The following is a 24,411-nucleotide window of genomic DNA, read 5'->3' as shown; positions in this document are numbered from 1 at the left end:
TTGCCAATACGTTAATTTTTGGATTAAATGCCGACGCGCACTGTGCTTATCCAAGGTACGGGCGCCCAGGGGCAAGGGGGAAAATCGTGGGGCTCTTTACACCCAAGAAGCCGCCGCTTGTTGGCGTCGACATCAGTTCGACGGCCGTCAAGTTGCTGCAGCTCAGTCAGGCCGGCGGTCGCTATCGCGTGGAACACTACGCGGTCGAGCCACTGCCCCCCAATGCTGTGGTCGAAAAGAACATCGTCGAGGTCGAGGCGGTGGGCGAGGCCATTCGTCGTGCGTTGGCGCGCTCGGGCTCCAAGCTCAAGCACGCGGCGGCCGCGGTGGCTGGTTCGGCCGTCATTACGCGCATCATTCCGATGCCGAGCGAGTTGTCCGAGGATGATCTCGAAGGCCAGATCCAGGTCGAGGCCAATCAATACATCCCGTATCCGATCGAAGAAGTGAGCCTCGATTACGAGGTGCTCGGTCCGGTTCGCGACAACCCTGAAATGAATAATGTGCTGCTCGCTGCCTCGCGCACCGAGAACGTGGACATGCGCGTAGCCGCGCTCGATCTCGGCGGGCTCTCCGCCAAGGTGATCGACGTCGAGGCCTTCGCCATGGAGAACGCGTTCGCGATGGTGGCCGACCAGCTTAACGTCGGACGCGACGCGCTGGTGGCGGTGGTCGACATCGGCGCCACCATGACGACCCTGTCGGTGCTGCGCAATCAGCGCACCATCTACTCTCGCGAGCAAGTGTTCGGCGGCAAGCAGCTCACCGACGAAATCATGCGCCGCTATGGCCTCTCCTATGAGGAGGCCGGCCGCGCCAAGCGCAAGGGCGGTCTGCCGGACTCCTATGAGAGCGAGGCACTGGAACCATTCAAGGAATCGCTGGTTCAGCAGATCAGCCGCCTGCTGCAGTTCTTCTTCGCAGGCAGCGAATACAGCAAGGTCGACCAGGTACTGCTGGCCGGCGGATGTGCCTCTATCGAAGGCATTGGCCCGATGCTCGAGCAACAGCTCGGCGTGTCGTGCCTGGTGGCCAATCCGCTCGCACGCATGTCCCTGTCGCCTCGCGTGCAGGCACAGTCGCTGGCACAGGACGCCCCCGCATTGATGATTGCGGTCGGCCTCGCGCTGAGGAGCTTTGACTGATGGCACACATCAACCTACTCCCGTGGCGCACCGAGCGCCGCAAGCAGCGCGAACGAGAGTTCTTCATGCAGCTGGCTGCCGCCTTCGTGGCAGCGATCGTGGTGCTGCTGCTGTGGACGGCCTGGATGGGCGAGCGCATCGACAATCAGAACGATCGCAACACCTATCTGCAAGGTGAGATCAAACAGCTCGACGAGCGGATTGCCAAGATCAAGGATCTGGAAAAGGTCCGAGAGCGTCTGCTGGCACGCAAGCAGATCATCGAGCAGCTGCAGGCCAATCGTTCGCAAATGGTCCACCTGTTCGACGAACTGGTGAAAACCATTCCGGCCAGCGCCCGCCTGGGTGGACTCAAGCAGGTCGGTGAGTCGATGACGCTGGAGGGTGTGGCGCAATCCAATGCCAGCGTGGCGGAGTACATGCGCAACATTGAGACCTCGCCGTGGATGGGGCATGCCGACCTGCGCAAGACCGAGAACACGCATGGCGATAGCCGCATGCCGTATGCCTTCGGGCTGGATGTGGCGTTGAGCCGGCCCAAGTCGGCCGAGGAAGGCGAGGGCTCAGATGACGAACATGCGCCGATCCTGCCGGCATCGGCCAGCACAGCGGCGCAGCATTCGGCAGCGGCTCCGGCTGTAGCGGCGCCACCGGGTGCCGCGCAGCCCGCCAAACCGGCGACCGCTGCCCCTGCCGCTACGGGTGCCAAACCCTCAAGCCCTGCAGGCAATGGAGGAGCGAAGCCATGAAGTTCCTCAATGATCTGCAGAATCTCGATCGCAACAACGTCGGCGGCTGGCCGATGCCGATCAAGGTGTTTTTCTGCACGCTGCTGTTCGGCCTGGTCGTGTTCTTTGGTTGGTACTTGCATATCAGCGACCAGCAAGACCAATTGAACGGGGCGGTTTCCAAAGAAGACGAGCTGAAAAAAGAGTTCTCCCAGAAGCAGGCCAAGTCGGTCAATCTGGAGGCACTGCAGCAGCAGCTTGACGAGATGCAGGACATGCTGCGCCAGTTGCTGCGCCAGTTGCCCAGCAAGACGGAAATGCCCGAGCTGCTGATAGACATTTCGCAGACGGCGCTATCGGCAGGCCTGGAAACCGAACTGTTCCAGCCGGGTGCCGAATCGCCGAAGGATTTCTACGCCGAGAAGCCGATCCAGCTACGCATGGTGGGCACCTATCACCAGTTCGGCACCTTTATCAGCGGTGTGGCCTCGCTGCCGCGCGTGGTGATCCTGACCATGCACGACGTGTCGCTGACGCCGAAGAACAAGGACGCCAAGACCGGTATTGCAACGGGTGGTCAGCTGGTGCTGCAGGGTACGGTTAAGACCTACCGTTATCTGGAAGAAGACGAGAGTGCCGAGGCCAAGGCCGCCAATGCGAAAACGGCTACGGGTAAGGCGCCGGCAAAGACAGGGGGCCAGAAATGAGCAAGTGGGTTGCCATCAGGCCCTCCATCATGGTGAAAACCTTGCTGATGTGCTGCGCCATGTTGACGCTGGCGGGCTGCAGCGGGCAAGACGATCTGCATCAGTGGGTTGCGCAGGAAAAGCAGAGGAAGGGCGCACCGATTCCAGCGTTGCCGGTCATCAAGACGTTCGAGACATTCCAGTACAACGACCAGGACCGTCGCGATCCGTTCTCTCCAAGCACCGCCGAGTTGCAACAGGGGAATGACAACGCCGGCCCTCGCCCGGATCAGAACCGGGCCAAGGAACCGCTGGAGATGTTTGCGCTCGACAGCCTGAAGATGGTCGGTACGGTCGGGTCGGGCGCGGGCATGGAAGTGCTGGTGAAGGATCCGGGGGGCGTGATCCATCGCGTCCATCGCAATGAATACATGGGCCAGAGCTACGGTCGGGTCACCGCGATCAGCGAGGATCACATTGACCTGGTGGAGCTGGTTTCCAACGGCAACGGTGGCTGGATGGAACGTTCCGCCAGCATCGCGCTCAGCGAGAAATAAGAAACAGGGGCTGATGCAATGACCAACCAATTCAAAACTGTTCGGGGCCGTGTCATGCGCCAGGCTAGCCGTTATATGGTGGTGAGCCTGCTGACGCTGGGCGCAGCCTGGTCGAACGCCGCTGCCGCCGCTACCAGCACCCTGAAGGACATCAGCTACGACGTAGCACCCGGTGGCCGCGTCGAGCTGCACCTCAATTTCGCCCAGGGGCCGGTGCCGGAGCCGAAGATCTTCACCACTGGTAATCCGCCGCGCATCGCGGTCGACTTTGCCGACACCGATAACGCTGCGCCGCGCCATATCGATATCAATAAAGGCTCGACGACGGGCGTGTCGGCGGTGGCGGCCGGTGGCCGTACCCGTGTCGTGGTCGAGCTGGTCCGCGACTCCACCTATCGCTCGCGCGTCGAGGGCAACAGCCTGGTGCTGACCGTCAACAACGGTACCGACGCTCAGACGACGACGACTGCGGCGACCATTGACCCGTCCAAAGCATTGCCATCGATGGCCAATGGGCCCTCGGTGTCGAACATCGACTTCCGCCGTGGTCCGAATGGTGAAGGCCGCATCCTGGTCGATTTCAGCGGTGCGGGTGCCAGTGCCGATATGAAGCGTCAAGGCGACAAGGTGGTGGTCGACATTGACCACGCTAACTTGCCGTCCAACCTCGCGCAGCGTCTGGATGTGCTCGATTTCGCCACGCCGGTGCAGGCCATCGTCACAAAGGCAGGTGTGCGTGGTGGCGCCCGCATGGAAATCAGCACGAAGGGTGAGATCGAGACGTCGGCCTACCAGAGCGGCAACCAGTACGTGGTTGAGATCGCGCCCAAGAAGAAGGACGCCAAAGCTGGCGATCCGAAGCTGGCGAAGGGTCAGGAGCCGACCTATACCGGCAATCGCGTGACCTTCAACTTCCAGGACATTCCGGTGCGTTCGGCGCTGCAGCTGCTGGCGGACATCTCCGGCCTGAACCTGGTGGCGTCGGATACCGTGGGTGGCAGCGTGACGCTGCGTCTGGTCAACGTGCCGTGGGACCAGGCACTGGATGTGGTGCTACGCGCCAAGAGCCTCGACAAGCGCCGCAACGGCAACGTGATCTGGATCGCCCCGCAGGAAGAGCTGGCCAAGTACGAGCAGAGTGTTGCCGATGCACGTATGAAGGCTGAGGACAATGCGGAACTGGTCACTGACTACGTGCCGATCAGCTACGGCAAGGCCAAGGACATTGCGAAGCTACTGACTCAGGGTAGCCTGACCGCACAGTCCAGTGGTGGCGGTTCAAACGCGAATGCATCTCGCGGCTTCCTGTCCTCGCGCGGCAGCGTCTCGTTCGACGAGCGCACCAATACGCTGCTGATCAACGACAACCCGCAGAAGATCCGTGAGCTGCGCGAGCTGATCGCCACGCTGGATCGTCCGGTGCAGCAGGTGCTGATCGAGTCGCGCATCGTCATTGCCACCGACAATTTCACTCGCGAACTGGGTGCCAAGTTTGGCCTGCAGGGTAACCGCACCAATCCGAGCGGGCAGGTGCTGTCCACCGGTGGCAAGGACAACGGTAACGGCACGACCGGCGGCCTCAATGTCAATCTGCCAAGCACCACCGCTGGCGGCAGCTTTGCGCTCGGCATCTTGGGCAAGAACTACGCCCTGGATCTGGAGCTCTCGGCCGCTCAGACGGAAGGCCGTAGCGAAGTGATCTCCAGCCCCCGCGTGATCACCGCGAATCAGCAGGAAGCGGTGATCCGTCAGGGTCAGGAAATCGGTTACGTCACCTATCAGAACAGCGCCACCGGTGCGGCTGGCAGCGGTACCGCTACCGTGCAGTTCAAGGACGCGGTGCTGGAGCTGAAGGTCACGCCGACGATCACCTCGGACAACCGCGTCTATCTGATGATCAACGTGAAGAAGGATGCGCTGGCGGGCTACGTCACCGTGCCTGGCAGCGGTCAGGTGCCCACCATCGATACCCGCGAGATCAACACCTCGGTGCTGGTCGACAATGGGCAGACCGTGGTGCTCGGCGGCATTTACGAAATCACCAAGCAGAACTCGGCAACCAAGGTACCGGGTCTGGGCGATATCCCGGGTCTCGGCATCCTGTTCCGCACCACGAAGCGCGAAAGCGACAAGGCGGAGCTGCTGATCTTCGTGACGCCGCGTATCCTCAGCGAGAGCCTGCAGTAAGCGATCTCGCCAGCAAGTAGAAAAGGGCGGCTCAGGCCGCCCTTTTTTATGCCTGAACGCATCGCAGCCCACGTGCCCTTTAGGGCCAGAAGTCATGCGCATTAAACTTCTGGAGCGCATCAGGGTCTGTGATAGCGCCAAACCTTGACGGAATACCCGATGGACATGCCCGAGACCCAACCCGCATCACGTCTGCAGCAAGCGTTTCTGCATGTTCGCGATGAGCTGCAGCGCAGCGTCATCGGCCAGCCGCACCTGATCGACTGCCTGTTGGTGGCCTTGCTTGCTGACGGACACCTGCTGGTCGAGGGGGCTCCCGGACTGGCCAAGACCACCGTGGTGAAGGCGCTGGCGGGCTGTATCGAAGCCGACTTCCATCGCGTCCAGTTCACCCCGGATCTGCTGCCCGCCGACCTGACCGGCACCGACATATTCCGCCCGCAGTCAGGCAATTTCGAATTTGAGCGCGGCCCGTTGTTTCACAACATCGTGTTGGCGGATGAGATCAACCGCGCGCCGGCCAAGGTGCAGTCGGCGCTGCTCGAAGCGATGGCGGAGCGCCAGATCACCGTGGGGCGCAGCACTTGGCACCTCCCTGAATTGTTCATGGTGATGGCCACGCAAAACCCCATCGAGCAGGAAGGCACGTTTGCGTTGCCCGAAGCTCAGCTCGATCGATTCGTGATGCACGTGACCATCGGTTACCCCGATGCCGCTGCCGAGCTGGCCATTCTCAAGCTCGCCCGCGAACAGGCGCGGCGTATTCTGCATCCCGTGCCGGCATCCCGGGCGACCTTGAGCCAGGCCGATGTATTCAGCGCACGAGATGCCGTGCTGGCGGTCCATATGGCGCCGGCGCTTGAGGAATACCTGACGCAACTCGTGCTGGCCACGCGCAATCCAGGCACTTATGGGCCGGAACTCAAGCGCTGGATTGCCTGGGGCGCCAGCCCGCGCGGCACGATCGCCTTGGATCGCTGCGCCCGCGCCCATGCCTGGCTATCTGGACGCGATTACACCTTGCCCGAAGACGTACACGCCATCGCCTACGAAGTGCTGCGTCATCGCGTGCTGCTCAGCTACGAGGCGGAGGCAGAAGGTGTGCGCAGTGATCAGGTTATCCGTCGCGTACTGGATCTCGTGCCGCTGCCGTGAGTGCTGTCGCAGACAAGCAGGCAGACGGCGACGGACGCATTCGCGTTTGCCTCGCCGAATTGGTGGCGTTGCGCAGTCGGGTCGCCAAGGCTGCCTTGCCGCGGCTTGAGAGCCGGGCGATGCGTGCTGGTCAGCAATCCAGCCGTTTGTACGGTCGCGGCATGGACTACGCCGAATCTCGGGTTTATCAACCGGGTGATGACGTACGCCGGCTCGATTGGCGGCTCACTGCTCGAAGTGGGCGACTGCACACCAAGCTGTTCCAGGAGGAACGCGAAGGGCGTCTGCTGATCCTGCTCGATACCCATGAAAGCATGCGATTCGGCACCCGCGTGCGCCTGAAATCGGTACAGGCGGCGCGCGCGGCCGCCTTGGCGGCCTGGTACGCCGTGCGCGCGGGTGAACGCGTGGGTTTGATGGAATTTGGTAGTGGCGAGCGCTTGCTTCGGCCGCAGGGCGGTGCACGCGGTGCCCTGGCTGTCTGTGGCGCGCTTGCCGAATGGGATGCCCGGGACCCGTCATCGCATCGCGAACCTTTGTCCGACGCTTTGTTGCGCGCCACGCGCCTCATGCATGGTGCCAATCGCGTGTTGTTGATCAGCGATGGATTGAGTGGCGATGACGCCGCGCGCAGCCGCCTGCTCGATCTCGCCGGCAAGGCGGGTGTACGCGTGCTGGTGGTTGCCGACGCCTTGGAGTTGGGGTTGCCGCCGCCGGGCCGATATCCGCTTGAGCATGAGGGCACGCGACGCGAGGTCGTGCTGTTTGGCGAACGTCAACGGCGCGAGTTTCAGCAGCGCCTCGGTGCAGGCCAAAGCAAGCTCAACGCTCTCGCACAAGGTCTGGGTCTGCCGCACATCACCATCGATACGGGCAGTGATCCGCTCGACGCGGTGATGTCGCTATTGGCACCGGGAGTTCGCCGATGATGGCCGTATCCCGTGCGGCGTCGCCTGCCAGTGGACCCGATCTGCGCGATATCCATATGCCCTCACCGCCGCCCTGGTGGCCGCCTGCACCGGGTTGGTGGATCGTAGCTGTGCTCATCGTGGTGGCCGGCGCTTTGTTGCTCTGGTGGTGGCGCAGGCAGCACCGGCGTCGTCGGGCCGAGCAGGCCATCCTCGCGGAACTGGATTCGCTGGCGGCCCGCGAACAGGCCAGGCCTCAGGCACTGGCCGCTGGATTGCATCAACTGCTCCGGCGAGTTGCGCTGCAGATGGACGCCAACGCCGCCCGGCAGCACGGCAAGGACTGGCGTCAGACATTGGCATCCATGCCAGTGGATGCGCGCACTGTCGAAACGCTGGTGCAACTTGAAACAGTCATGTACCGGCCCGCCGCATCGTTCGATAGTGACGAAGCGGTGGCGGCGACGCGGCGCTGGCTGATCTGCGCATGGCGCCGTCATCTCAGAACCCACAAGGCGCCAGTCGCCTCATCAGCCTCGGCTGCAACGGAGTCCGGTCATGCCTGAGTTCGCATGGCCCTGGGCCTTTCTGCTGCTGCCACTGCCATGGCTGCTGCGTTGGTGGCTTCGGCCCGCACAGCCCGGGGAGGCGCTGCATCTGCCGCATCCAGGATTGCATCTGGAGGTTGCCGAACGTCGCAGTCTGGGTGGATGGCGGACATGGGCGCTGGTACTCGCCTGGATATGTCTGCTGGTGGCAGCCGCGCGTCCCCAATGGGTGGGGCCACCGCAGGCGCAGCAGCGCAGCGGGCGCGCGTTGATGTTGGCCGTCGACCTGTCGGGCAGCATGCGCACCAATGACATGACGCTAGGCGGTCAGCCGGTGAGCCGGTTCGGTGCGGTCGAAGCGATTGCTGGTGATTTCATTGCACGCCGAGGCGGCGATGAAATGGGACTGATCATGTTCGGTAGCCGCGCATTCCTGGTGACACCGCTGACGTATGACCTCAACGCCGTGCGCGCACAGTTGCAAGGTGCCGCCGTGGGGCTGGCCGGTACGGAAACAGCCATTGGCGACGCCATTGCGGTGGCCGTGAAGCGTCTCGCAGGTCTGCCCGAGCAGGCGCGTGTCGTTGTGCTGCTGACGGATGGCGTGAATAACGCCGGCAACATCGCGCCGCTCGACGCCGCGCATGCCGCCAAGGCGGCAGGTGTGCGCATCTACACCATCGGCATCGGTGCGACCGAGATGACGGTTCCCGACTTGTTTGGCTCGCATATCGTCAATCCTTCGGAAGATCTGGACGAAGGCATGCTTCGTTCTATGGCCACACAGACAGGTGGCCGCTATTTCCGCGCGACCGATGCACGCCAGTTGGCTGATGCGTACCGCGCTATCGACGCGCTGGAGCCTATGGCGCAGCAAGGTCCTTCACTGCGTCCACGCCATGAATGGTTCCGCTGGCCGCTGGCGTTGGCGGTGCTGGCATGGCTGGTGGCTATGACGCCGCGTACACGGCGTCCGGAGACGGCTGCATGAGCGACGCGCTGCAGCAGTTTCACTTTCTGCGCCCATGGTGGCTGCTCGCCTTGCTGGCGCTCCCTCTGTTGCTGGCTTTCGCTTCGCGTCGAAGCACGGCGCGTGAGGCGCTGACGCGCCTGGTGGATGCGGAGCTGTTGCCCTACCTATTGCAAGGTCACCAACGACGTCGTCGCATACCCGCGCTGTTGTTGGTCGCAGGTTGGTCGCTGGCCTCATTGGCCATGGCGGGCCCCACCTGGAGTCACGTCGCGCAACCGCTTTATGCCAGGCGCGCCGCGCAGGTGGTCGCGCTTTCGCTTTCGCAGCATATGCTGGCGCGCGATGTAGCGCCCAGCCGAATCGATCGCGCGCGCTACAAAGTGCGCGATCTGCTGGCCGCCAATCACGACGGCCTCAACGCGCTGGTGGCCTATGCGGGCGAGGCGTTCGTGGTGGCGCCGCTGACCACCGATGCCTCGAGCCTCAATGATCTGCTCGACGCGTTGGCGCCGGACACCATGCCGGTGGATGGCGATAACGCAGCGCAAGCCATCGAGCGTGGCGTGGCATTGGTTCGCGATGCAAAGGTGGGCGGCGGCTCGCTGGTGCTGGTGACCGATAACGTGGATGCAGCTGCGCGAGCAGCAGCCAGCAAGGCCCGGGATGAAGGCGTGCGCGTCTCCGTGCTGGGCGTAGGCACCCCACAAGGTGGGCCGGTGCCGCTCTCCGATGAGAGCTTTCAACGTGACGCGCGCGGCGATCTGACCATGGCGCGGCGAGATGATCAGGCCTTGCGTGCGCTTGCTGACGCAGGCGGCGGGCGCTTCGTGCCCATGACGGATGATCGCCGCGATATCGATGCGTTGCGCGCGGAGCTGCCCGCTGATGGCGGCGAAACGCAGGCCTCTGACCTGCATGGCGATGAGTGGCAAGATCGCGGGCCGTGGTTGCTCTTGCCGTTGCTGCCGCTGGCCGCCATGACATTCCGGCGCGGCTGGCTGATGTTGCTCGCGCTGGCTTTATTGCCTGGTGTGCCGGGCAACGCACATGCCAGCAGCTGGAGTGATCTGTGGCGGCGCCCCGATCAGCAAGCAGCAGCAGCACTGGCTCAGGGCGACGCCAAACAGGCGCAGCAACTGGCGCACGATCCGGCGTTGCGCGGCGCTGCCGCGTACCGGGCAGGCGACTACGCTGCGGCCGGCAGAGCGCTGCGAGATCTGCCGGGGTCGGACCCGCAGTACAACCTGGGTAATGCCCTGGCCAAACAAGGCGATTACCAAGGCTCGCTGGAGGCTTACGACCGTGCGCTCAAAGCCAATCCCGCGAATGCGGATGCGCTAGCCAATCGCAAAGCGGTGGAAGACTGGCTGCGCCGGCAACAGCAAGAGCCGCAAGACAAAGGCGCGCAGAACGACAAGGGCAAGACGGGGCAAGGGCCCTCGACGACGCCCCCGGACAATGCTCAAGGGCAGTCGGCACAGCAACAGAACGGATCGCAGCAAGACGATGGCGAGGGTAAATCCTCGCAGAATGCCCACGGCGATTCGCAAGGCGAAGGCAGCGATAAGGACGCGCAGGGCGAGCGTCAGTCGCAGGGCCAGCAGGGCGATACGTCATTGGGCACCAAGCCGCAAACGCCGCAGGAGCAGGCCGAGGAACGCGCACGTGCGCAGCAGGCGCAACAAGCGCTGCAGAAGCAGATGGATCAGGCATTGGGCAGGCAAGGGCCGCAACAGCAACCTGGAACGCACGAGCTGGGGGCTGTTGCTACCGATGATGCCCAATCGAAATTGCCGGCCGATGTGCGCCAAGCGCTGCAACGTGTGCCAGATGATCCCGGGGCGCTGCTGCGCCGCAAGTTTGATCTCGAGTACCGGCAACGTCACGGTGCCGTGCCAGCAGGAGATGATTCGCCGTGAACCTGCGCCGCCTGATGATTCTCTGTTGTTTCATGCTGTGTCTTTGGCCGCTGGCGACGCTTGCTGCCGACGTGCAGGCTACGCTCGACCGCACGCGGGTGGAGCTGGGCGAAACAGTGACGCTCAATCTTCGCGCAGAAGGCGGTGGAATGGCGCAAACGCCAGACCTTCGTCCGTTGTCGCAGGACTTCGCCGTGCTGGGCAGCTCCAGCAACACCAGCCTTAGCATCATCAACGGCAAGCGCTCTGCCCAGGTCACGGTGGGCGTGGCCTTGCGGCCATTGCATGCAGGTACCCTGCAGATTCCAGCCCTCTCATTCGCAGGAGGCACCACCGCGCCACTGCAGCTGGAAGTGGTGTCGCCCAATCCGGCCGATGCGGCAGCGGGACGTAAAGACGTCTTTCTCGAAGCCACTATCGATCCCGCGAGCGGTTACGTCGGACAACAGCGGGTCTATACCGTGCGGTTGTTCTTCGCTGCCAACCTCTCCAGTGGTGCCCTGGAAGATCCACAGCTTGCTGGCGTGGAGGTTCGTCGACTGGGTGATGAAATCAACTACCAGGCCGAACGTGGCGGGCGACGCTACAACGTCATCGAACGTCGCTACGCGGTAACGCCGCAACGCGAGGGGCAGCTGGTGATACCGCCGGTGGCCTTCCAGGGTGAAATGGTCAATCTGACCGACCCCGATGCTTTTTTCGGCAACGGGACGCCGATGTCCGCTTCCTCGCCCCCCGTATCCATCGATGTGCGGCCCGCACCCGCGCAGGCCGCTAAAAGCGCGTGGCTGCCTGCGCGTGACCTTGCCCTGCACCTCGATGGCGGCCCGGCCCAGGGCGAGTTGCGAGTCGGCGTGCCGGTCAATCTGGTGATGAGTCTGCAGGCGACGGGCCTGCCCTATGAGGCCTTGCCGGCCCTCAGCCTGCCTGCGCTTGACGGCGCCACCGTGTACCCGGACAAGCCCGTCGAAGGAACGCGCATCGAAGGGTCCTGGCTGGTCGGGCGGCGCCAGCAGGGCTTTGCCATCGTGCCGAGTCGCGCGGGAACCCTGACCATTCCCGAAACCACGCTTACCTGGTGGAACGTGGTGACGGATCACCTCGAAGTGGCGCGCGTTCCGGCGCAAACGTTCACCGTGCTGCCTGCCATCGGTGCTTCGAATGCGGCGCCTGCCACGGCGATGCCGGCCGTCCCTGCTCACGCAACGCCGATCGCATCGGCGCCAGTCGTGACTGGCGGTGTGTCATGGCGCTGGGTGGCCATCGGCAGTCTGTGTCTATGGGTGGTGAGTCTGGTGGTGTGGTTGGGATGGCGCTGGCGCCAGTCGCGTGGCGTGACCGCCGCGCCATCCGCAGAAGTGAGGCCCGCGGTGTCCCGTCTACGTGCCGCCTTCCTTACGGCGGCGCGTGGCACGGATGTCTCCGGCCAGGCCAACGCGCTGCTGTCATGGGCGCGGGCAGAGCAGCCGCAACTGCAGAATCTGAGCGAGCTGGCTGCGGCCCTGATTCCCGGACCTCAGGCGGATGCCATTGCTGCCCTGCAACGCAAACACTATGCGGGCGCAGACGAACCGGCATTGGGTGATCGTCTGGCCGCCGCTTTCCGCGATGGTTTTGCGTGGCAGCAGGGCGCAGCGCAATCCAACCCGTCGCCCTTGCCGCCGCTCTATCCGTTCAATCTGCATCAGTGAGGGCAGAGCGCCAGATGGCCGCCATCGCCTCGTCGAAACTGCACAGCAGCACCCGCATTGGCCTTTGCTGCTGCCCCATACCTCTCAGGCTGCGTAGAGCCACGGACGCGGCCAGCCTTGGCGGGTAGCCGTAGACACCGCAACTAATCGCAGGAAACGCCACGGAACTCACGCCATACTCGTAAGCCAGCGTCATGCTCTGCCGATAGCAGCTCGCCAGCAGGTCGGGTTCGCCCTGCGAGCCTCCATGCCAGATGGGCCCGACGGTGTGGATGATGTAGCGGCCGGGTAGGCTGAACCCCGGTGTGATGCGGGCCTCGCCGGTGGGGCAGCGCACCCCGGGGCTTACCTCCGGCAGGGCGCGGCAGGCTTGCAGCAGCATGGGTCCTGCGGCACGGTGAATGGCGCCATCCACGCCACCGCCGCCCAGCAGGCTGACGTTGGCGGCATTGACGATGGCATCCACTTCCAGCCGGGTAATGTCCGCAGTGATGAGTTCGATGTTCATGGCATTGGATTCGTAAGATATTGCGTTCTATGCTTAGCCTTACACTTCGCGAGCCAACAGACCTGACAGCTATGACTAAGGTAGAAGACATCTCCTTCGGCTATCTGCTCAACGACGTGACTTTGCTCTTTCGCAAGCACTTCGACAGGCGCGCCGTGAAATTCGGGTTGACCCGAGCGCAATGGCGGGCCACCAAGATGCTCTATTACCGCGAAGGGCTGCGCCAGACCGAGCTCGCCGAGCAGCTGGAAATGGAGCCGATCGCCGTCGGACGTGTCATCGACCGTCTGCAGGCGGCTGGCTTCGTCGAGCGGCGTCCTGACCCCAAGGACCGCCGCGCCTGGCGTTTGTATGTCACCGATCAGGCGCGCGGCGTCATTGCCGACATGGAGTTGATCGGCAAGGGCCTCCGTAAAGACGCCACGGTGGGTATCGACGTCAGCGAAATGCAGCAGGCCATGGACGTACTCAACCGCATCAAAGACAACCTGCAGGCGTTGGACGGCGGCGCAGCCGACGAAGAAAGCGAAGCCTGAGTAAGCTGCTCACCTTCAGCGGCCGCGCCCATGTCATGCGGCCTTTCGCCAGGAGCGCGTCATCGCGCCGCCACACTATTTTGCGATGAAGATGACGCCTGCCTGACGACAAGCGATTTGCCAAGTGCTGTCGGTCGTGCGGGTCATGGACGCTCGCTGCTACACAATGCCCGATGCGGCGCGCCGTGGTGGAGCAAGCAGCGTCGCGTCCCCAGGCACAGATAGCAGTCTATATCGCGGCGTCGCGGCGCATGGCAGGCCACGCGCTCGCCGTCGACGGTTGGAGAGATCATGCAGCGCACGTCCCGGAAGAAATTCGTATTACTCGCAGCGTTGCTAACCACTGCGGTGGTGGCTGTCCCGCTGTTCCGTGGTCATGAGCGCGCGTCGGCGAAGAGTCCCCCGGCGGTGACCTCGGTGCCGGTGAAGGTAGCGAGTGCGCATCGGGGCGATCTGGATCTCCACCTGAAGGTCATTGGTCGTGCCGAGGCGTTCTCCACGGTCAACGTGCAGGCGCGCGTCAGTGGTCAGCTGGAAAAATTGATGTTTACGCCTGGCGGACACGTCAAGCAGGGCGACACCATCATCCGCCTCGATCCCAGCCTGCTGCAGGCGCAGCTCGATCAGGCGCTGGGTAACCTCGCCAAGGATCAGGCGCAGCTGGATAACGCGCGAACCGTGCTCAAGCGCTACCAGCCGCTGCTGGGCAAGGGCTACGTTGCGCAGTCCGATGTCGACAATTACACGGCCAACGAAGGCGTTTACGCCGCCTCGGTGAAAGCCGACAAGGCAGCGGTGGAGTTGGCCCGCACGCAATTGAGCTACGCGCAGATCCAGGCTCCGTTCGACAGCATCGCCGGCGCTCCGTTGGTGTATCCGGGCGCGCAGGTGACGGCGAACGACACCTCCATCGTGGTGCTCAACCAGATTCGCCCCATCCGCGTAACGTTCTCGGTGCCGGAAACCGGGCTGGCGGGCATCAAGGCCAACATAGCGAGCGGCACGGTGCCCGTGACAGTGAGTATCCCCGGTACCCAACAGCCGGCGATGCAGGCTGAGCTGGAATTCATCAACAATGCGGTGGACGCCGCCACCAGCACCATCCAGCTCAAGGCGCGCTATGCCAACCAGCAGGACGAGCTGACGCCGGGCCAATTCGTCGAAGTCGTCTTGCCCACCACGCGTCTCAGCCATGTGGTGACCGTGCCCGTGGTCGCTCTGCAGAACTCGCCCCTGGGCAGCTTTGTTTTTGTGCTGAATGCCGATGGCACGGTGCAGCAGCGCATGGTCACCGCGGGCCCCGGCAGCGGTTCGCAGATCGTGATCGAAAAGGGGCTCGATGGCAGCGAGCAGGTGGTGACCGATGGCCAGTTGCTGCTGGCAGACGGCACGCACGTGCACGTCGTAACCGACCACAGCTAAGCCTGGATCCGTAGCGCATGAACCTGCCTGCACTCTGTATCCGGCGCCCGGTGATGACCACGCTGCTGATGGTCGCACTGCTGGTGTTCGGCATCGCTGCGTATCCGAAGCTGCCGGTCAACGAACTGCCCAACGTGGACTTTCCCACGATCACGGTCAATGCCAGCCTGCCGGGTGCGGCGCCTGAAACCATGGCGACTGCCGTGGCCACGCCGCTGGAAAACCAGCTGTCCACCATCGCCGGCATCCAGTCGATGACTTCGACCAGCGCGCTGGGATCCACCTCGATCACGCTGACGTTCGAGCTGAATCGCAATATCGATGGCGCCGCACAGGATGTGCAGGCAGCGATCTCTTCCGCGCAGCGGCAGCTGCCCACCAACATGCCCACGCCGCCGACCTACCGCAAGGTCAATCCGGCTGATGCTCCCATTCTCTACCTCACGCTGCGCTCGAAAACGCAGCCGCTGTCGGTTGTGGATGACTATGCGGAAACCCAGCTTGCGCAGCGCTTGTCGATGATCGACGGGGTGGCGCAGGTGAGCGTGTACGGTGCGCAGAAGTACGCCGTGCGCATCAGCGTTGATCCGCAGAAGCTGGCAGCCAGCGGTATCGGCATCGATACCGTGCAGAACGCCGTCGCCAGCGCCAACGTCAACCTCGCCACCGGTTCCCTCAACGGCAACCGCCAATTGCTGCAGATCCGTTCGGATGGCCAGTTGCAGCGGGCCAACCTCTACAACCGCATCATCGTGGCGTATCGGGATGGCGCACCGGTGCGCTTGTCTGATCTCGGCAAGGCCGAAGACAGTGTGCAGAACGATCAGGTCGCCAGCTGGTACAACGGTGATCGCGCCATCGTGCTCGCCATCCAGCGCCAGCCGGGCTCCAATACCGTAGCGACCATCGATCGCATTCGTGCGGTGCTGCCCACGTTCGAGGCGACACTGCCGCCGTCGATCAAGCTGGCCGTGCTCTACGATCGCTCTGAATCGATTCGCGCCTCGGTGGAGGATGTACAGCTCACTTTGCTCCTGGCCGGTGTGCTGGTGGTGCTGGTGATCTACCTGTTCCTGGGTAATGCGTCGGCGACGCTGATTCCCGGCCTGGCGTTGCCGGTATCCATTGTGGGTACGTTCGGTGCGATGTTCGCCCTTGGCTACAGCCTCGACAACCTTTCGCTGCTGGCGCTGACGCTGGTCGTCGGCTTTGTGGTGGACGATGCGATCGTGATGCTCGAGAACATCGTGCGCCACGTGGAAGCAGGCATGGACCCTTACGAGGCATCGCTCAAGGGCGCCAGCGAAATCGGCTTCACCATCTTCTCCATGACGCTCTCGCTGGTGGCAGTGTTCCTGCCGGTGATGTTCATGGGCGGCATTGTGGGACGGCTGTTCCACGAGTTTGCGGTGACTCTCAGCGTCGCCATCCTGATCTCGGGTTTTGTATCGATCACGCTCACGCCGATGCTGTGCAGCCGCTTTCTGCGTCACGCGGAGCACGAGAAAAAGGCACGGGTGGTGCTTTGGTTCGATGCGGGTTTCGAGCGCGTGCGCCGGGGCTATGTGCGCACACTGGGATGGGCAGTGAATCACCCGCGCAGCGTCCTCTTGGCGTTTGCCGGCAGCTTGCTGCTGACGGGCTTGCTGTTTGCGGTGGTGGACAAGGATTTCATTCCGGCCGGCGATTCGGGCCAGCTCAATGTGAATGTGGAAGGGCCGGATGACACGTCCGTGGCAGGCATGGCCGCGCGCCAGCAGGCCCTGGCAAAAATCGTCGCGGACGATCCGAACATCGAGGGCTATATGTCGTCGGTGGGAGCAGGTGGCGCACGTACGACCACCAACAATGGTTCGCTGCTGCTGCGGTTGAAGCCCGCGAGCGAACGATCACTGGATCCCAATGGCATCATTCAGGAGCTGCGCAAGAAGTTTGCGCCGATTCCGGGCATTCGCGCCTATATCCAGAACCCGCCATCGATCCAGGTGGGTGGCCGTCAGTCCAAGGCGCAGTATCAATACACCTTGCAGTCGATCGACACGGAGGCGCTGTACAGCTGGTCGGGCAAGGTGATGAGCGCCTTCACCCGATTGCCGGGTTTCCAGGACGTCACCAGCGATCTCGATCTCAATGGCCCCTCGATGGTGGTCAGTGTCGATCGCGACAAGCTGGGCACGCTCGGCTTGACCATGGATCAGGTGCAGCGCGCGCTCGGTTCGGCGTTTGGCGCCAGCCAGATCTCCACTATTTACGGCGCCTCATCGCAGTACTGGGTAATCCTGCAGGTGTACTACGCCTTGCAGAACGACCCGGATGTGCTTTCGCAGATTTATGTGACGTCGGACAGCGGCACGCTGGTGCCGCTCAATGCGGTGGCGAGCTTTGAGCGCAAGCCTCAGGCGCTCACGGTGAACCATCAGGGACAGATCCCGGCGGTGACCGTGTCGTTCAACCTGGCGCCTGGCGTGAGCCTCAGTGAAGCGGTGGCCAGCATCGATGGCGCGATGAAGAACATCGACCTGCCACCGTCGATCACTGGCAGCGTGCAGGGCACGGCGCAGGCATTCCAGGACTCCATGCAAGGCATGGGGTTGCTGCTGGTGCTGGCCGTGTTCGTGATTTATCTGGTGCTCGGCATTCTCTACGAGAGTTTCATCCACCCGCTGACGATTCTCTCGGGGCTGCCATCTGCGGCGGTGGGCGCGTTGCTGACGCTGATGATCTTCCGGGCGCCGCTGGATCTGTTCTCCTTCGTCGGCATTGTCATGCTGATCGGTATCGTGAAGAAGAACGCGATCATGATGATCGACTTTGCGCTGGAGAAGCAGCGCGGTGAAGGTATGGCGCCGGCCTTGGCGATTGTTGAAGCCTGCCATGTGCGCTTCCGCCCCATCATGATGACGACCATGGCCGCCTTCGCTGGCACCTTGCCGATCGCCCTGGGTCTGGGCGCTGGTGCGGAAACGCGGCGTCCGCTGGGCCTGGCCGTCGTTGGCGGTCTGCTCGTGTCACAGGTACTCACTTTGTACCTGACGCCGGTGATCTATCTGTACCTCGATCGCTTGCATGAGCGCTTCTCGCGCAAGCGGCGCGTTGGTAAGGCGGAAGTGGCTCACTAACAGTGCAGAAGCGCAGTGGTGCGCGACCGCAGCGCCTTGTCGTTACCGCTTCGTAGGCTTGTCGCGCACGAGTGCGTTTTTACCGATGACAGGCTCGACGAAAGGCATAAAAAAGGCGGCCAATGGCCGCCTTTTTTCTTCATGACGCGAAAGGGTCAGTCCCCTGCGCCATCGTTGGCAAATGCGCCCGGTGCGGAACCAAAGTCGCCATCCGCCTGAGCCGCCATGTACGAGAACGCCGCATAGACGGCCACATTCTGCGCCAGCTCCTTGGGATCGATCTTGTCCAGGGTATCGTTGGCGGTGTGGTGGTAGTCGAAGTAGTCCGTGCCGTCCTGCGTCAGCGATAGCGCGGCCATGCCCTTGCCATGCATCTGCGAAAGGTCGGAACCGCCGCCGCCCGGCATCTTGGCGTCATAGTCGACGCCGACCGGGCTAAGCACCTTGGCGATCTGCTCGATGGCGCCGCGCGCCTCCGGCTTCACACTGGCGCTCATGCGCCAGATCTTGCGCGCGCCGAAATCCGACTCGGTACCGAGCTGGAACTTGGCGACTTCGGCAGCGTGCTTTTCCGCATACGCGCGGCCGCCCCACAGCCCCATCTCCTCATTCGCAAATGCGATGACGCGGATGGTGCGGTCGGGGCGCTGCGGCATGTCGTGGATCAGCTTGCCTGCTGCCATGGCAATGGCCACGCCGGCGCCGTCATCGATGGCACCCGTGCCCGGATCCCACGAATCGAGATGGCCGCCGATGACCACCACCTGGTCGGGATGCTTCTTGCCGGTGACTTCACCGATCACGTTGGCGCCGGTATAGCTGCCGGTGACGCCGCAATCCAGATCCAGCTTGATGCTGACCGGCTTGCCGTAAGCGAGCACGCGCGTCAGCTGATCGGCATCGGGGTTGGAGAGCGCGGCGGCAGGAATCGCTTCCTTGGGATCCTTGAAGCCAGTGACACCGGTATGCGGTGTGCGGCTGTTGGCGTCGGTACCCGCCGAGCGCAGCAGGAAGGCGGCAGCACCCATCTTGGACGCGATCACCGGACCGCCGACGCGCACGGACGAGCCGATGGCGTAATCATGACCGTCCTTGTGACGCTCCATGTGCGCATCCACAAACACGATCTTGCCCATGACGCTGGCGGGGTCCGCCTTCTTCAGTGCGTCGAGGCTGTCGAACCGCACCACCTGCGCGGTGAGGCCGCCCTTCGGCGTGCCAGCCGAGTAACCCAGGGCGATCAGATCCAGTGCCTGCGGAAACGGCCCCACGATTTCGGCGTGTTCGCTGCGGCGTTCCCACAGCGGATAGGTCACCTGCTCGGTATAAACCTTGTCGAAGCCCAGCGCCTTGAACTTGGCGATGGCCCATTCGCGGCCGCGTTCGTCGGCCGGGCTACCCGCAAGGCGCGCGCCTACTTCCGTGGTGAGCGAGGAGACGATCTCGTAGCTCGTATTGTCGTTCATCGCCTTGTCGCGCAGCTGTTCGGCCGTCTTTACGGCTGCGGCGGGGATGGTGGTCTGGGTCGCTGCGTTAGCGGTGCCGATGGCAAGCATCAGGCTGGCGGCGAGCAGGGAGAGGGGCAGGCGGCGCATGGAAAACTCCTCGGGCGGAAACGACGATTATGGCGTGCCCCCATGTGGCTGCTTAGGCCAGAAGTCATGGTCGGGCGGCCTCAAAACACGAGAAACGAAAAAGGCGCCCAAAGGCGCCTCGTTCGCGCGACGTTCCTCATCGCTTACTTACGATCTTGCGCCTTCAGCAGGTCGCGGATCTCGGTCAGCAACACCACGTCCGGTGCCGGCGGTGCGGGCGCGGCTTCCTGACGGCGGGTGAGCTTGTTGATGGCCTTGACCACCAGGAAGATCGCAAAGGCAATGATGAGGAACTGAATCAGGGTATTGATGAAGTTGCCATAACCAATAGCCACTTCAGCCACTTTATGCGCTGGATCGGTATTGTCCGCCGGCTTCAGCACCCACTTCATCTGCGAGAAGTCGACACCGCCGGTGAGCACGCCGATGGGCGGCATGATGATCTGATCGACCAACGACGTGACGATCTTGCCGAACGCACCACCGATGACCACACCGACGGCGAGGTCGATCACATTGCCACGCATGGCAAATTCTTTGAACTCTTTAAGCATGCTCATGCTTCACTCCCAATCGTTGTCCCCGACGGCGTAAGAGTAACAGGGCGGTGCCGGACAAAGCGGCACGCAGCAAACTCTTGCGGCGCTCAGGCGACGCGGCCTTCCAACGTCGCGACGCCCGCAAGCTCGGCGTGGAAGCGATCACCGCGTTGCAGCGCGGATACACCCGCAGGCGTGCCGGTAAAAATCAGGTCACCCGCCTTCAGCTCGAACAGCGTCGAGAGAATGGCGATGATCTCGGCCACGCCATGCACCATGTCGCCCAGCCGGCCCTGCTGACGTGGCTGGCCGTTGATGCTGAGTGTCAGCGTGGTGTCAGCATCGAGCTTCACCTGGCTCGCAGGACGCAAGGCAGACACCGGCGCGGAATGGTCAAACGCCTTGGCCACATCCCACGGATGGCTCTTGGCCTTCGCTACCGCCTGCAGATCGCGGCGGGTCAGGTCCAGGCCCACGCCATAGCCCCAGATCAGCGACGCCGCCTGCTCGACGGGGATGTCGCGACCACCGCCTCCTAGTGCCAGCACCATTTCCACTTCGTGGTGCAGATCCTGCGTTGCCTGCGGGTAGGGCACGTCCGCGCCGTCGGTCACCACGGCGTCCGCGGGTTTGCAGAAGAACAGCGGGGTGTCCTTGTCCACCGTGGCGCCCATTTCGCGGGCATGTTCGGCGTAGTTGCGCCCGATGCAGAAGATGCGGCGGACGGGAAAGCGCTGGTCGCTGCCGATGATGGGCAGGCTGGGAATAACGGGGGGCGAGATGGCATATGACATCTGAAGAGAGTATCACTGCCGGGAGCAAGAGCCCGTCAGTTGTCACGTAAGCTTTTCACGGCGATAGCATGCGAGTACAACCGGGCGGGTTTGGCCCACTGAGGATGACAGCTGTCATCGACGACGACTGATGTGGGTCTCTGGCGGCGGCAAGGCCGCTCCAGCATCGTGTACCGCAACGTAGGACCGGCAACGGGCCGGCAGGGAGAGCTTGTGGCGAATTCGGATTTGCTGAAGGAACTGCGCATCGAGAAACACCAGCGCGAGGAACACAGGCACGGAGGCGGGCGCTGGATGTGGATGGTGGCCGGAGCGCTGGTTGTAGTGGTGCTCGTTGGCCTGGCAGGCTGGTTGTTGACCGGCAAGCGCGCCGTCGAGGTGCAGACCGCGCAGGCGCAGTCCCCCGCCGCCAACGCCGCGGCGGGCGCCGTGCTGCAGGCCACCGGTTATGTCACCGCGCGCCGACAGGCCACGGTCTCGGCGCAGATCACCGGTACGCTCACGCAGGTGCTGATCGAGGAAGGTGACCACGTCAAGCAGGGGCAGATCGTTGCCCGGCTCGACGATGCGCAATACAAGGCCGCGCTGGACGCCGCCCGCACTCAGGCCGCTGCTGCTCATGCGTTGGTAGCCCAGTTCCAGGCGCAATTGGCGCAGAACGAACGGGATGCCGTGCGCAACGAGGCCGTTGCGGCGAAGGGACTGATTGCCAAGCAGGTGGCCGAGCAGTCCCGTACGCTGGTGGACACCACGCGCGCCCAGCTGCTGTCTCAGCAGCGCAACGCGGCGTCGGCCGATGCGCAGGTAACGGCGGCAGAGGTGAACTTTGGCTACTGCGTGATTCGTTCGCCGTTCGATGGCGTTGTGACCACCAAGGACGCACAGGTCGGTGAGATCGTGTCGCCATTCTCGGCCGGCGGCGGCTTCACCCGCACCGGCATCGGTACGGTGGTGGATATGGATTCGCTGGAAGTGGACGTGGATGTCAACGAGGCGTACATCGGACGCGTGAAACCGACCATGCCCGCCGAAGCCGTGCTGGACGCCTATCCCGATTGGAGAATTCCGGCCCACGTCATCGCCATCGTGCCAGCAGCCGATCGCGGCAAAGCCACTGTGAAAGTGCGTGTGGCGCTGGAGCACAAGGACTCGCGCATCGTGCCGGATATGGGCGTGCGCGTGTCGTTTCTGGAGCAGAAGCAGCCGCACGAGGAAGCGCAGGTGCCGCAGGGCGTGTTGGTGCCTTCGTCAGCCATTGTGCAGCGTGACGGCCATGAGGTCGTGTTCGTCGTGTCGGGCGATGTGGTGCAGCAGCGCACGGTGTCGCCGGCGGCGTCGAAGTTCGGCGATCAGCGGTTGCTGCCTGCCGGTATGCAGTTGGGTGAGACCGTCGTGGTGTCGCCATCGGCGGATTTGCAGGACGGCACCCGCGTGGCCACTTCGGCTAAATCGAAATGATGATGAAGTGTTTTGCATGATTGGGCGCATCGCGGCAAGCGATGCCAGGGACTACGATTCAGGAGCACAAGCATGAACACATTGATCGAAACCCGCGACCTCTCCAAGGTGTATGAGCGCGGCAGGCAGAAAGTGGAAGTGCTGCATCACATCAACCTCGACATTGCCGAAGGCGATTTTCTGGCATTGATGGGGCCCTCCGGTTCGGGCAAGACGACCTTGCTCAACCTCATCGGCGGGCTGGATACGCCCACCGGCGGTTCCATCACGGTGGCCGGCCAGCGGCTGGATCAGCTCAGTGGCGGCGCGCTGGCGAAGTGGCGTGCTTCGCACGTCGGCTTCGTGTTCCAGTTCTACAACCTGATGCCGATGCTGTCGGCGCAGCGCAACGTAGAGTTGCCGCTGTTGCTCACCAAGCTGTCCGCCGCACAGCGCCGTAAGAACGCAAGCATCGCATTGCAGCTGGTGGGTCTGGGTGAGCGTGCATCGCACAAGCCCAGCGAGCTGTCGGGTGGTCAACAGCAGCGCGTGGCGATTGCGCGAGCGATCGTTTCCGACCCCACCCTGTTGGTGTGCGATGAGCCCACGGGCGATCTGGATCGCCAGTCTGCCGAAGAAGTGCTTGGCCTGCTGCGCGTGCTCAACCGCGAGCACGGCAAGACCATCGTGATGGTGACGCACGATCCCAAGGCAGCTGAGTACGCCAATCACACACTGCATCTGGACAAGGGCACCCTGGTCGAACAGGCCATTGCGTGAGGATGCGACGATGAAATATCTCCATCTCATCTGGGCGGCGCTGTTCCGGCGCAAAGCCCGCACCATTCTGACGCTGGTATCAATCATGGCCGCGTTCCTGCTGTTCGGCATGCTCGATGCGGTGCGTACGTCATTCAATCAGGCCGGCCAGAGCGCGAATGGCGCTCAGCGTTTGCAGACAGGCTCGAAACTCTCGTTTATCCAGACCTTGCCGCAATCGCTGGAATCACAGATTGCGCAGGTGCCCGGGGTGAAGTTGGTGACCTATGCCAACTGGTTCGGTGGCGCTTATCAGGATCCGCACAACCAGGTCTTCAGCTTCGCGGTGGAGCCCAACTATATCGATCTCTATCCGGAGATCGAGGTAAGCCCGGCCGAGCGCAAGGCGTTCGATGACACGCGCACCGGTGTCCTGGTGGGCGAGACGCTGGCCAAGCGTTTTGGCTGGAAAGTGGGTGACAAGATTCCGCTGCAGTCCACCATCTTTCCTAATCGTCAGGGCAGTAAGAACTGGACCTTCGATGTCATGGGCATCATGCATTCGAAGGATAAGAAGGCGGGTGGTTTCTACGACCAGTTGCTGCTGTTGCACTGGAAGTACTTCGACGAAACCACGCCGTTCAATCGCGGCACGGTGGGTTGGTACGTTACGCGCGTGACCGACGTGAACCAGGCCGATCGCGTGGCCAAGGCCATCGATGCCATCTCGGCGAACTCCGATCACGAAACGCGTACGCAGACCGAACAGGCCGCCACCGCCAGCTGGATGAAGCAGCTTGCCGATATCGGTCTGATTGTCGGTTCGATCATGGGCGCCGTGTTCTTCACCCTGCTGCTGCTATCGGGCAACACCATGATGCAGGCCGTGCGCGAGCGCACCAGCGAGCTGGCGGTACTCAAGACGATTGGTTTCTCCAATCACGCGGTGCTGGGCATCGTGCTGGCCGAGTCGGTGCTGCTGCTGTTGCTTGGCGGCGTGATCGGCCTTGGGCTGGCATCGCTGATCATTCCGGCGGTGAGCGCGAATAGCGGCGGTATGTTGAATCTTCCGAGTGTGGGCGCGAGCAGTTGGGCACTGGGACTGGTGCTGATGATCGTGATCGGGTTGCTGGTCGGTGCCTTGCCGGCACTGCGCGCCATGCGCCTGAACATTGTCGATGCACTGGCAGGACGCTGAGGAGCAC

21 protein-coding genes are annotated in these 24,411 nt (G+C 63.1%); 17 read left to right on the top strand and 4 right to left on the bottom strand.

Annotated elements, in window-relative coordinates:
- Positions 1-86: 86 nt before the first annotated feature.
- The 11 genes from OQE56_RS12070 (at position 87) to OQE56_RS12020 (ending at position 12,497) form a co-directional block, all read left to right on the top strand.
- On the top strand, positions 87-1,145 hold the full coding sequence (locus OQE56_RS12070) for a pilus assembly protein PilM (RefSeq protein WP_267224600.1): 1,059 nt from the start codon (positions 87-89) through the stop codon (positions 1,143-1,145).
- Positions 1,145-1,894 (top strand): PilN domain-containing protein, encoded by a 750-nt coding sequence (locus OQE56_RS12065; protein WP_267224599.1) that lies wholly within the window; start codon positions 1,145-1,147, stop codon positions 1,892-1,894. Before OQE56_RS12070 ends, OQE56_RS12065 begins: the two co-directional genes overlap by 1 nt.
- Entirely contained in the window at positions 1,891-2,580 is a 690-nt protein-coding gene (locus tag OQE56_RS12060) for a type IV pilus inner membrane component PilO (protein WP_267224598.1), read from the top strand. The genes OQE56_RS12065 and OQE56_RS12060 overlap by 4 nt, the downstream gene beginning before the upstream one ends.
- Positions 2,577-3,116, top strand: coding sequence for a pilus assembly protein PilP (locus OQE56_RS12055; protein ID WP_267224597.1), 540 nt, complete (start codon positions 2,577-2,579; stop codon positions 3,114-3,116). The genes OQE56_RS12060 and OQE56_RS12055 overlap by 4 nt, the downstream gene beginning before the upstream one ends.
- A 54-nt stretch (positions 3,117-3,170) precedes the next feature.
- Positions 3,171-5,303: a type IV pilus secretin PilQ gene (locus OQE56_RS12050; RefSeq protein ID WP_267224596.1), complete on the top strand. Its 2,133-nt coding sequence runs from the start codon at positions 3,171-3,173 to the stop codon at positions 5,301-5,303.
- Between the two features lie 159 nt (positions 5,304-5,462).
- Positions 5,463-6,458 carry an AAA family ATPase gene (locus OQE56_RS12045; protein WP_267224595.1) on the top strand — a complete coding sequence of 332 codons (996 nt, stop codon included), beginning with the start codon at positions 5,463-5,465 and terminating at the stop codon, positions 6,456-6,458.
- Entirely contained in the window at positions 6,455-7,387 is a 933-nt protein-coding gene (locus OQE56_RS12040) for a DUF58 domain-containing protein (protein WP_267224594.1), read from the top strand. The genes OQE56_RS12045 and OQE56_RS12040 overlap by 4 nt, the downstream gene beginning before the upstream one ends.
- Positions 7,384-7,932, top strand: a complete 549-nt coding sequence (locus tag OQE56_RS12035) for a DUF4381 family protein (protein ID WP_267224593.1) — start codon at positions 7,384-7,386, stop codon at positions 7,930-7,932. Before OQE56_RS12040 ends, OQE56_RS12035 begins: the two co-directional genes overlap by 4 nt.
- Positions 7,925-8,905: a VWA domain-containing protein gene (locus OQE56_RS12030; RefSeq protein ID WP_267224592.1), complete on the top strand. Its 981-nt coding sequence runs from the start codon at positions 7,925-7,927 to the stop codon at positions 8,903-8,905. Before OQE56_RS12035 ends, OQE56_RS12030 begins: the two co-directional genes overlap by 8 nt.
- On the top strand, positions 8,902-10,806 hold the full coding sequence (locus tag OQE56_RS12025; protein ID WP_267224591.1) for a VWA domain-containing protein: 1,905 nt from the start codon (positions 8,902-8,904) through the stop codon (positions 10,804-10,806). The genes OQE56_RS12030 and OQE56_RS12025 overlap by 4 nt, the downstream gene beginning before the upstream one ends.
- Positions 10,803-12,497, top strand: coding sequence for a BatD family protein (locus OQE56_RS12020; RefSeq protein ID WP_267224590.1), 1,695 nt, complete (start codon positions 10,803-10,805; stop codon positions 12,495-12,497). Before OQE56_RS12025 ends, OQE56_RS12020 begins: the two co-directional genes overlap by 4 nt.
- On the opposite strand, the gene OQE56_RS12015 is transcribed toward OQE56_RS12020, so the two are convergent.
- Positions 12,481-13,005, bottom strand: a complete 525-nt coding sequence (locus OQE56_RS12015; RefSeq protein WP_267224589.1) for an O-acetyl-ADP-ribose deacetylase — start codon at positions 13,003-13,005, stop codon at positions 12,481-12,483. The two genes, OQE56_RS12020 and OQE56_RS12015, sit on opposite strands and share 17 nt — an antisense overlap.
- A 71-nt stretch (positions 13,006-13,076) precedes the next feature.
- Here OQE56_RS12015 and OQE56_RS12010 point away from each other — a divergent pair, with 71 nt between their 5' ends.
- The 3 genes from OQE56_RS12010 (at position 13,077) to OQE56_RS12000 (ending at position 18,082) form a co-directional block, all read left to right on the top strand.
- Positions 13,077-13,541 (top strand): MarR family winged helix-turn-helix transcriptional regulator, encoded by a 465-nt coding sequence (locus OQE56_RS12010; protein ID WP_267224588.1) that lies wholly within the window; start codon positions 13,077-13,079, stop codon positions 13,539-13,541.
- Between the two features lie 291 nt (positions 13,542-13,832).
- On the top strand, positions 13,833-14,963 hold the full coding sequence (locus OQE56_RS12005) for an efflux RND transporter periplasmic adaptor subunit (protein ID WP_267224587.1): 1,131 nt from the start codon (positions 13,833-13,835) through the stop codon (positions 14,961-14,963).
- Between the two features lie 17 nt (positions 14,964-14,980).
- A complete protein-coding gene (locus tag OQE56_RS12000) occupies positions 14,981-18,082 on the top strand; it encodes an efflux RND transporter permease subunit (protein ID WP_267224586.1) in 3,102 nt (1,033 codons plus the stop codon).
- 155 nt (positions 18,083-18,237) lie between these two features.
- Here OQE56_RS12000 and OQE56_RS11995 read toward each other — a convergent pair whose 3' ends face one another.
- From OQE56_RS11995 to OQE56_RS11985, 3 genes are all read right to left on the bottom strand, one after another.
- Positions 18,238-19,677, bottom strand: coding sequence for a M20/M25/M40 family metallo-hydrolase (locus tag OQE56_RS11995; RefSeq protein WP_267224585.1), 1,440 nt, complete (start codon positions 19,675-19,677; stop codon positions 18,238-18,240).
- Between the two features lie 143 nt (positions 19,678-19,820).
- Entirely contained in the window at positions 19,821-20,237 is a 417-nt protein-coding gene (mscL, locus tag OQE56_RS11990) for a large-conductance mechanosensitive channel protein MscL (protein WP_267224584.1), read from the bottom strand.
- Between the two features lie 86 nt (positions 20,238-20,323).
- Positions 20,324-21,010: a fumarylacetoacetate hydrolase family protein gene (locus OQE56_RS11985; protein WP_267224583.1), complete on the bottom strand. Its 687-nt coding sequence runs from the start codon at positions 21,008-21,010 to the stop codon at positions 20,324-20,326.
- Between the two features lie 213 nt (positions 21,011-21,223).
- On the opposite strand from OQE56_RS11985, the gene OQE56_RS11980 reads away from it, so the two are divergent.
- The 3 genes from OQE56_RS11980 (at position 21,224) to OQE56_RS11970 (ending at position 24,404) form a co-directional block, all read left to right on the top strand.
- Positions 21,224-22,468, top strand: a complete 1,245-nt coding sequence (locus tag OQE56_RS11980) for an efflux RND transporter periplasmic adaptor subunit (protein WP_267224582.1) — start codon at positions 21,224-21,226, stop codon at positions 22,466-22,468.
- Positions 22,469-22,540: 72 nt separating this feature from the next.
- Complete coding sequence (locus OQE56_RS11975; RefSeq protein WP_267224581.1) at positions 22,541-23,227, top strand: ABC transporter ATP-binding protein; 687 nt, start codon at positions 22,541-22,543, stop codon at positions 23,225-23,227.
- A 10-nt stretch (positions 23,228-23,237) separates the two neighbouring features.
- Positions 23,238-24,404, top strand: a complete 1,167-nt coding sequence (locus OQE56_RS11970; protein WP_267224580.1) for an ABC transporter permease — start codon at positions 23,238-23,240, stop codon at positions 24,402-24,404.
- The last annotated feature ends 7 nt before the right edge of the window (positions 24,405-24,411 follow it).

This window comes from Dyella silvae (assembly GCF_026421305.1).
Lineage (GTDB): Bacteria > Pseudomonadota > Gammaproteobacteria > Xanthomonadales > Rhodanobacteraceae > Dyella > Dyella silvae.
This window is presented reverse-complemented; position numbering and strand designations above follow the sequence as displayed.